General features: G+C 62.9%; 12 protein-coding genes. All 12 read left to right on the top strand.

What is annotated here, in order from left to right; translation table 11 throughout:
- Positions 1-333 precede the first annotated feature (333 nt).
- The 12 genes from WT60_RS27060 to WT60_RS26980 all read left to right on the top strand — a co-directional run bounded on the left by WT60_RS27060 (position 334) and on the right by WT60_RS26980 (position 9,172).
- Positions 334-1,203 (top strand): dATP/dGTP pyrophosphohydrolase domain-containing protein, encoded by an 870-nt coding sequence (locus WT60_RS27060; protein ID WP_059641219.1) that lies wholly within the window; start codon positions 334-336, stop codon positions 1,201-1,203.
- A complete protein-coding gene (locus WT60_RS34010) occupies positions 1,200-1,700 on the top strand; it encodes a hypothetical protein (RefSeq protein WP_144411887.1) in 501 nt (166 codons plus the stop codon). Before WT60_RS27060 ends, WT60_RS34010 begins: the two co-directional genes overlap by 4 nt.
- A gap of 212 nt (positions 1,701-1,912) precedes the next feature.
- Positions 1,913-2,134 carry a hypothetical protein gene (locus WT60_RS27045; RefSeq protein ID WP_009897093.1) on the top strand — a complete coding sequence of 74 codons (222 nt, stop codon included), beginning with the start codon at positions 1,913-1,915 and terminating at the stop codon, positions 2,132-2,134.
- A 227-nt stretch (positions 2,135-2,361) separates the two neighbouring features.
- Positions 2,362-2,499: a hypothetical protein gene (locus WT60_RS27035; RefSeq protein ID WP_006027274.1), complete on the top strand. Its 138-nt coding sequence runs from the start codon at positions 2,362-2,364 to the stop codon at positions 2,497-2,499.
- A 157-nt stretch (positions 2,500-2,656) separates the two neighbouring features.
- The gene (locus WT60_RS34975) at positions 2,657-2,875 is read left to right on the top strand and encodes a hypothetical protein (RefSeq protein WP_006027273.1); all 219 of its coding nucleotides are present in this window, start codon (positions 2,657-2,659) and stop codon (positions 2,873-2,875) included.
- A gap of 252 nt (positions 2,876-3,127) precedes the next feature.
- Complete coding sequence (locus WT60_RS27020; protein ID WP_186448606.1) at positions 3,128-4,537, top strand: DNA cytosine methyltransferase; 1,410 nt, start codon at positions 3,128-3,130, stop codon at positions 4,535-4,537.
- Between the two features lie 10 nt (positions 4,538-4,547).
- Positions 4,548-5,945 (top strand): hypothetical protein, encoded by a 1,398-nt coding sequence (locus tag WT60_RS35435; protein WP_236860887.1) that lies wholly within the window; start codon positions 4,548-4,550, stop codon positions 5,943-5,945.
- Between the two features lie 83 nt (positions 5,946-6,028).
- Positions 6,029-6,151 (top strand): hypothetical protein, encoded by a 123-nt coding sequence (locus WT60_RS35430; protein ID WP_006027270.1) that lies wholly within the window; start codon positions 6,029-6,031, stop codon positions 6,149-6,151.
- Positions 6,151-7,944, top strand: coding sequence for a replication endonuclease (locus WT60_RS26995; protein WP_059641234.1), 1,794 nt, complete (start codon positions 6,151-6,153; stop codon positions 7,942-7,944). Before WT60_RS35430 ends, WT60_RS26995 begins: the two co-directional genes overlap by 1 nt.
- A gap of 15 nt (positions 7,945-7,959) precedes the next feature.
- Positions 7,960-8,226, top strand: a complete 267-nt coding sequence (locus WT60_RS26990; protein ID WP_059641237.1) for an ogr/Delta-like zinc finger family protein — start codon at positions 7,960-7,962, stop codon at positions 8,224-8,226.
- Entirely contained in the window at positions 8,223-8,429 is a 207-nt protein-coding gene (locus tag WT60_RS26985) for an ogr/Delta-like zinc finger family protein (protein WP_004532731.1), read from the top strand. The genes WT60_RS26990 and WT60_RS26985 overlap by 4 nt, the downstream gene beginning before the upstream one ends.
- A gap of 89 nt (positions 8,430-8,518) precedes the next feature.
- Positions 8,519-9,172, top strand: coding sequence for an AAA family ATPase (locus WT60_RS26980; protein WP_009914986.1), 654 nt, complete (start codon positions 8,519-8,521; stop codon positions 9,170-9,172).
- Position 9,173: the final 1 nt, after the last annotated feature.

Raw genomic sequence — 9,173 nt, 5'->3', positions numbered from 1 at the left:
CGACGCTTCACCAGATGCAACTGTCACTGTGCATGAGACGTATCATCAGTTGACACGTTTCATCAAATGAGACTATTCTCCGCCTGTCGACTCGGCAGCCGGTTCCCAACCCCGCCGGTGCTGGACTAGCTATCCAGCCGCCGGTCGACTTTCAAGCCGTAACCGTTCAAGGGGTTGAGAAAGGGGAAGTCAAATGCACGTTTCGCTGCAACAAACGCTTACACCTTCGGCGCTGGTGCGCCAGACGATCGAGCCGTATTTCCGTGCGTTCATGGACGCAATGATCGGATTAGTCCAAAAGTGGACGCGAACGCCGGTCGCGGTCCGCGGGGGATGGGCGGCATGAAGACGATCATGAACGAACTGCGCGACGAGTTGCGCGTCGCGCACATCATCATCCGCAGCGCACTTTCAGTTGCCACGTTCGACCAGAAGATGGAATGGGCGAACATGAACGAGCGTGACGCCGTGATCGGAGAGGGCATCACGCGTGCCAACGAACGGCAAGCGGCGATTGACGGTGGCAGCGTCGATGCGCTGTGTCGCGAGTTGACCTGCGCAGATCGGATCATCGAGAACGCCAAGGCGTTGCTGTCGGAGCACCAGTGCGAGCTATGGGATGTCGCGATTCGCCACGCGGGCGTGGTATCGCGGCGCCAGGCGTGGGACGAAGTGCGCGGTGATGTGTTGGCCCGCGCGGCGAACGCACTTGCCGTTGCGAGGATTGGGTTAGATGTGGGTGATTGCGATGGCGGCCGAACCGTCGTCGTGATCAAGCCTATTCGCGAACTGTCGCCCGACGACGTGGCGGCGCTGCGACGCGTGGTCGAAAGTCATGCCGGACAGTCGCGCGGCATGCTGATCAAGTCGGAGTTCGACATGCATGCGCTTCTGCGGCGGCAGCGCGCGTTCTCGGAGCACACGTTCGGGCCGGGGCGCCGCACAGCCGGCGTGTGCAATCACATTCGCAAGGAATTGGCGGAAGTCGAGGCTGCGCCGGACGATCTGCGTGAATGGGTCGATGTGATTCTGCTCGGGCTCGATGGTGCATGGCGTACCGATGCGACGCCCGAGCAGATCACGGCCGCGATTTCGGCGAAGCTGGCAGAGAACGAAGGCCGCGTGTGGCCGGATTGGCGCACGTCAGATCCAAATCGCGCGATCGAGCATATCGACCAAGCGACGGAAGGCGGTCAGGCATGACGACGAAAGACGTGATCGCAGTCTTCCACGGCAATGTGCGCCATGCCGATTTCGTCGGTAAAGCCGTTGTCGAGGAACCAGTTTCGAACGTCGCGAGCATCGTGAATGGTGTATGCGCCAATGCGGCGGTAAATCGCGCCTGCCTCATTTCTGACGCCAATCACGAAACGCGGTGCACATCTGCGGAATTCGCGCGGTGTGTCCGCATGAGCGATGCCGAGACATTCAACCAGTTCTGCATCGAATATGGGTGGCTCGAACTGCGCGTCGATAGTGGTAGTGATCGGGTCCCAAGCCCCTGCGCGATCAAGCTTTTTCATAGGCGATTTGGCGGAACGAACCGGCGCGATCCGATCGAAGAACTGTCCTATTTCCTGAAGTGGATTTCGAAAGGCGGATTCGATGGTGTGCCTGCTTCCGCTGAATGGTTGTCGAAAGTCAGTGAGTATATCGCGCAACTGAAGGCGAGCCGCGCGACGGCGGACGCCAGCTCCTGACGCGAATGAATTCAATCGAGGGATGATGAAATGGCTATTGTCTATAGCATTCCTAATCAACAAGAGGCGGAAGCGACTGCGATTCGGCGAGCGATTCGCGCGAGCAACGCGGAGCAGATGGCACGCCGTCGCGCGAGCGATGCGGCTGATGTCGATCGACCACGCGCGACGTTGAAGCGCATCGGGCGGGTGCATTCGATTGTGAGGCTCGCGTGACTGATTTCGATATCGCGCAAGCACAGCCGCGCGTCGTTGCGCCGGGGGTGGTCGAAGTCGGCCCTTTCTTTGAGCGGTATATGCGCGGCGGCTACTTCATCGTGAAAACGCCGTCGGGTTGCCGGGAATATCACTGGTGCGAGCAGCCGGACGCGAGCGACACAACGGTCATGATGACGCGCGATGAAGCGTTACAGCTTGCTTCGCATCGGTGGTAGGGCATGGAGCAATCGAATGAGCGCGGGGTCGCTGAACGGCGAGAAGCGCTGTTCGAAGACCTCGCGGAACTTGGGATAGGCGCGGGCGTTTGCGTGCCGACTTTTGTTGTGTACACCCCACCGCGTACGGCGCGTGGCGATCAAGCGGCGGCCAATGCGATGAACGAATTACGACCGCTGCTCGCGAAGCTCGCGCGGCGTCGGTCGACTCAGCGATAGGAGTGCGGATGAAAAGGAACGAGAAGACGTTGCCGCTTTGGGCGATCTGGTTGATTTCGCTCGTCGCGGTCATTGCCTGGTGCGGTGTACATGGCGAGCCGGAACAGCCGGTGCAGCAGGAGATTCGCCCGGTTTCGTGCGCTTAGCACGCGGCAGCCGGGCTGTCGTGTGGTCACTCGCCGTGCAAACTTTCGGCCTCGGATAGCACGGCGAGTTTTGGGCGGGGCGGCTTCCAAAGCGCCCCGTTTTTTTTCGAGTTCACAGGCTGGATGCGTTGCGGCGTCCACGCGTGAGGGGGTGACTATGATCCGAATCTCAAACACAAGTCCGTACAGCGACCGGGAGACGTTCACGTGGGCGGCGCTCGATGAGGGCAACCCGTTCCGCAGCGAAGACGCGGCGTGCTCGCTCGACGCACCGAATCGCTCGCCGGCTGGATCGACATTGCGCATCGATCCGGAGGGAGAGTCCGAATGGCTCGGGCCATTCGCCGCAGCGCGCTACACGTGGTTTCGCGGGTGATGACGATGGAAGACGCACCGAAGATGCGCCAGATTTTGGCGGGTAGGAAAAGTGGGCTCTATAGGTATTGGCGTAGAGCGTCAATTCCGGCGCATATCGCGATTGATCTGGCGCGTGCGGGGACGGAGACGCCAACCGGGAATCCGGTCGTTGACTACTTGATTCATTTGCATGAGGTGGCAGACGCATGAGCGCTTCGACCGCCTTCGCCGAGCCACCGGCCCCGTGCGCGTCTGCATCCGGGCTCTGCGAATGATCTACGGCTCCGTTTGTTCAGGCATCGAGGCGGCTACGGTTGCATGGCATTCGCTCGGCTGGCGGCCAGCATGGTTCAGCGAAATCGAGCGGTTTCCCTGCGCTGTCTTGCGCCACCACTACCCAACGGTGCCCAATCTCGGGGACATGACGCGTTTCAAGGAATGGCCTGATGCAGCTATCGATCTTCTCGTCGGAGGAACTCCCTGCCAGTCATTCAGCGTCGCCGGACTCCGAAAGGGGCTGGACGATCCGCGTGGCAACCTCATGCTCACCTATCTTGCGATTGCTCGCCGCTACGCTCCCCGCTGGCTGGTCTGGGAAAACGTCCCCGGTGTCCTGTCGTCCAACGGCGGACGGGATTTTGGAACCTTCCTCGGGGGCTTGGCAGAACTCGGGTATGGGTTCGCATACCGGGTTCTTGACGCTCAGTACGTCCGAGTGGAATCACACCCTCGCGCCGTCCCTCAACGACGACGGCGTGTCTTCGTTGTCGGACATCTTGGAGACTGGCGACGTGCCGCAGCGGTTCTTTTTGAGCGCGAAGGCATGCTCGGGTATCCGGCGCCGCGCCGCAAAGCGCGGGAAGGTGTTGCCGCCTGCCTTAGCGCACGCCCTCAGAGCGGCGGCGGACCCGGAACCGACTTCGAGTACGACGGCGGACTGATCGCAAGCACGGGCGACGTATCGTATTGCCTGAATGCGGGCGGGATGAGCCGGCAGGACTTCGAGACGGAAACGCTCGTTGCACATACGTTGAAGGGAAGTGGCTATGACGCGAGCGAAGATGGCACTGGCCGCGGTGTACCGCTCGTCGCGCGTGCGTATGACCTTCAGCAGGTGACAAACCCTAGTAATCGGTCGAACCCACAATCGACCGATCCGTGCTTCACGCTTGCAGCTACCAGTGAGCCGGTGATCGCCTTCGATTGCAAGGCCGGCGGCGACACGTCGTTCAGTATCGGCGAAATCGCGGGCACGTTGCGCGGAGAGGGGTTCGGCGGCGGACATGCGGCCGTCGCGTTGAGTTTGCGCGGACGTGACGGCGCCAATCTCCCGGAGTTGTCGGAGGGCGTCACGCCGGCGCTTCGGGCAAGCCAGGGCGGAAGCGACAAGGCGCACGCGATGATCGGGTCGACGGTGCGGCGGCTGACGCCACGCGAATGCGAGCGCCTGCAAGGCTTCCCGGACGACTACACGCGGATTCCCATTCGTGTAATGCGGGCGCTGCCGAGCGCCAAACGGTTCCGAAAATACCCGGACCTCTTTGCTTCCAATCTGGACGGCTCGTGGACAGCGTACGTGGAAGACGGCCCGCGCTACAAGGCGCTCGGCAACAGCATGGCCGTACCTGTTATGCGCTGGATCGGTTCGCGAATCGAGCTCGTCCAATCACTGACTACCTGAGGACACCACCATGAACGACCAACAACAGAGCCGCACTGATGCGCTGACGGACCACAGCCGCATGCTGAGCCAATGCGCGCATGAAATTCTGCTCAAGCTCGACATCATCGACCAGCGAGAAGGCGGCGCAAGCGCCGAGACAGAACGGATTCAGGAAGACGTCGAAATCCTGCAAGGCATCGCGCACGACCTCGACCTGATCGCCGCGTCCCCTATCGAGCAGCCCGCACCGCTCACGGCGCAGGCTGAACAGCATGCAGATTGGCGCGGAGATTTCGAGCGACAAACAAGCGCGGCGGGTTTTGACCTATCCCGTGAGGAATGGGGAGGAGAGTATTGCCATCCCGATTCAGCGGACGCATTCCGTTGGTATTACACCGGTCGTCTCGACGAAGCATGTTCAGGTGCCACATCCTCGCAGCCCGTAGCAGCGCTGCCGCAGCCCGTGCTCGATGCGCTTCGCTTCTACGCAAACGGCCACCATTTCTACATCGACCGCGATCACCAGGACTTTGACACGGTGAGTGGCGAGCCAGTGAACTGGCTGTATAGCGAGCGCGACGACGACATAACGATGATCGAGGACGGCAGCATCGCGAAGGCTGCACTTTGCGGCGGTGTGCTCGGCTCCGAGGAACCGAAGAAGCCACTCGAAGGCGAAGTGTTCAGTGTGCAGGTCGCCACCTCTGCCAATGAGACAGGTGCGGAAGGCGCAACGTCGGACTCATGGGCGCGTCGCTTCGAGCAATGCATGCACAGTCTGGTGCCTGCCCTCAATTACATTCAGGCGCACCCCGGTCAATTCGACGCGCGGCCCGGCGACGACCTGCTGCCGATTATCGGCGCATGGTTCCCGAAGCTCGCGGCCCTCGTTAGCTCCCCCGCTACGGCGGCAGCAGCGCCGGCCGACGAGCGGGCGGCGTTCGAGGCTTTCTGCGAGCATTATGTCGATGCAGCAGATGAAATCGACCGGGAATGGTTGTTCCGGATGCTTCGGAACTGGTCTGCTTGGCAAGCCCGCGCGGCAGCATCGCCCGCTGCGAAGGCGGTGGCTCAGTGGCAATACCGGATCGTCGCGGACCTTCCGGCAGGGCAATGGCGCAACTGCTCTGAAGAAACCGCGAAGCGCCTGCAAGCGCCTGAGTACGCAGCAGATCACGAAATTCGCGCGCTCTACGCCGCCCCGCAACCCGCGCAGGCCGACGCACCGGATGAAGAAGCATACGTCGCAAAGCGCATGGCCGAAACGCTGGCGACCGTCTACACGACGATCATCGGGGACGATGAAGTCGACGCCGACGACGGCCTCAACGCTATCGAGCGCGTCGTGCGTGCTGCTCAGGTGCTCCGGCTCGAAGTCAATCTTTACCGCGCGCAGGCCTACGCACCGGCAGAGGCACGCGTGTAATGCGGGCGCGGCCGAGCGCCAAACGGTGCCGAAAATATCCGGACCTTTTTGCGCCCAATCTGGACGGCTCGTGGACAGCGTACGTGGAAGACGGCCCGCGCTACAAGGCGCTCGGCAACAGCATGGCGGTGTCCGTGATGCGTTGGATCGGTGAGCGAATCGAGCTCGTCGAACAGCTCGCGACGGCAGCGGCGAGGGCTCGATAATGTGGATCTACGCGTACGACGTAGCGGATTTCCTGCCCGGAATCCCCGAAGCGAAGGCCGCCGCGAAGCGCCTGCCGGCGCGTTGGTATCGGCGCGCGCTGAGCCACGCGGAAGCGGCCGGCCATGCGAGCGCCGTGAAGTTTGCACGGCCCGACCAGCAGGTCGCGGATCGTATGTTCGACGTGTCGGAAGCTGCGCGTGCAATTCGCGAGTTTCTCGACGAGCACGCCCCCGACAGTTTCCCTGTCCGGCCGGACGCCAACGATTTCGAAATCTGTCTGAAAGCCCGTCGAATTGCAAACGATGTCTCGCTGCGGTCGCACGGGCTGTCGGTACTTGACGCGCATATTGTCGCGGAGAATGCGTGCGCGATGTATGGCGTCGACATACCCAATTTCGAGCATCCGGCCGAACGCGTCGCACGCGTGCGCTGCGAGTTGTGGTGGCGGCGACAATTGCGCAAGAAGCACATCCGCGCGCTGGAACATAGCAACATCCGGTTGCATTACGTTCATCGCAAAGCCGAGCCATACGCCAGCGACGACGCGGTGCGGCGCCGCGTCGCGCAGAATCGCCGCAACGACCGGACGCTCAAATCCGTGACGGTCGAGAACGAGAACGGTCAGCAATTCACGCTTGCCGAACTGGCGGCCAAGGGCATTTCGAACAAGGCACTGAAGCGCGGCGAGCTGTTCACGCGTCTGCGCGGCCTGGAAGAACTCGCCGACGACGCGAAGCTTCGCGGTGTCATGTTCACGCTGACTTGCCCGAGCCGATTTCATTGCGTCCGAACGACAGGGGGCGTAGTCGAACCGAACCCGGTGTACGCCGATGCGTCGCCGCGGGAAGCGCAAGCCTATCTGCGCAAGGTGTGGCAGCGCATCCGCGCAGAGCTGAAGCGCGAAGGCATCGTGTTTTTCGGCATGCGCGTTGCGGAGCCCCACCACGACGGCTGCCCGCATTGGCATGGGCTCGTGTTCAGCGACAAGGTGGAGCGGTTTTGCGCGGTGATGCGCAAACACGGGCTGCGGGATTCCAGCGACGAGCCGGGCGCGCAGCTCCATCGCGTTCGGTTTGAAGTGATCGACAAGGCGAAAGGGTCGGCTGTCGGCTACGTCGCGAAGTACATCTCGAAGAACATCGACGGCTACGCGGTCGGCGAGCACAAGACGAATGATGGCTACGTCATTCAGGCGGATATGTGGGACGGCGACGAAATCACGCCATCGCAGCGCGTTGAGGCGTGGGCGGCGCTGTGGGGCATTCGCCAGTTTCAGCAGTTCGGCGGGGCGCCGGTCGGCGTATGGCGCGAGCTGCGTCGCGTGAAGGAAGAGGACCTACCGAGCGAGGCAGAGTCTCCGCAAATCCGCGCTGCATGGGCGGCCGCGCAAAAGACAGACGAGCGGCCGGCGGATTGGGCGGCGTACTCGCGTGCAATGGGCGGCATCGCGGGCGAGGCGCGCATGGTCTATGTCCGGCACACGATCGAGCAGCGCGAAGGGCGGTACGGCATCGGCCCGGTGCGAGTGCCGCACGGCGTCGAGGCGCTCGGCGTTGCGCACATCGTCGATGGGCTCTGCTCGTACTCGCGCGAGACGAAGATTTTCGTCCCGTCGACGCGGCACGAGTGGCGGGTCGTTCGGCGTGGCGGCGGAGCCGCCCGCCCTTGGACTCGTGTCAATAACTGTACGCGGGACGATCGGCCAGGGGTGGCCGAGATAGCCGCGGAAGCTGTACGGATCGGTGCCGGCGGGGTAGGGAACGGCGCGAAACGGGGTCATCGGAACCTGTAGAGCGAGGAAAACCCTATGACGCATATGACGATCGAATGCCCGTGCTGCGGGGGCGAAATCGAGGCACGCCACACGGAGGGGATGTCGGCGACGCTGCGCCGCCTCTACTTCGTGTGCGACGAATGCGGCTTTCGAACGCCGGCCGGTCTCGAAATCCTGTTCTCGCTGTCGCCGCCGGCGCGGCCGCGGCCCGACGTCGCGCTCGATGTGCGGCCATCGGATCGACTGCGCGGCTTCGTCGATTCGCGCACGACGCTCCGGCTGATGGAGGCGGCGAAGTGAGATTCACGATTGCTTGCCCTCACTGCGGCGCGCGCGGCATCGCCCGCGTGCTGGAACAGAAGTCCGCGCTGGCGTGGGAGATCGATTACCAGTGCGACGACGTAGTGTGCGGCCATACGTACCGCGCACGGCTCGAAATGACGCCGACGGCGCCCGTGCAGCGGCGCGAGCGCGTCGGCGAACAGATGCGGCTCGCTGTCTGAGCTGCTGCGAAGTGGAGCGGTATCGACATGGTGTCGAAACGGCATCGAGTCGATATCGATTCGATATCGAACAGAGATAGGGGTGATTGATGATTCTGGCAGTGGGGAACCCGAAGGGCGGCGTCGGAAAGTCGACGACTGCGGTACAGCTCGCGATTGGTCTGGCGCTCGACGGCGCGCGCGTCTGGCTCGTCGACGGTGACAGTCAGCGAACGAGCCTGTCGGCGATCACGGCTCGCGCGCACACGGGCCGGCCGTTGATCGCGGCGTCGGCCTATGCGGACGGCCCGTCGTTGCGGGCCCAAGTGCTGCAGCAGTGCGTGCAGTTCGATCAGGTCGTGATCGACGTTGGCGGGCGCGACTCCGGCGCGTTCCGGGCGGCCCTGACCGTCGCCGACGCGGTGCTGATTCCGGTTCTCCCGCGATCCTTCGACGTGTGGGCGCTCGATGACATGGCGAAATTGCTCGATGAGGCTCGCGCAGTGCGCGAGCTGCGCGCATTCGCTTTTCTGAACGCCGCGGATGTGCAAGGGGCGGACAATCGCGATGCCGAGTCGATCATCGCAGGCTACGCGGGCATCGAATTGCTGCCGTGCCGTCTGCATCGTCGCAAAGCGTTCTCGAACGCGAGCGCGGCCGGGTTGCACGTCGAAGAAATGCCGCGCCGCGACACCGTAGCGTGTGCAGAAATCGAGCGTGTGCAGGATGCCGTGCTGCGAGCAAGCGGGGCGCTCGCGAGCTAGT

Origin of the sequence: Burkholderia sp. MSMB617WGS, assembly GCF_001532025.2 — a bacterium.
GTDB classification, from domain to species: Bacteria; Pseudomonadota; Gammaproteobacteria; order Burkholderiales; family Burkholderiaceae; genus Burkholderia; species Burkholderia savannae.
This window is presented reverse-complemented; position numbering and strand designations above follow the sequence as displayed.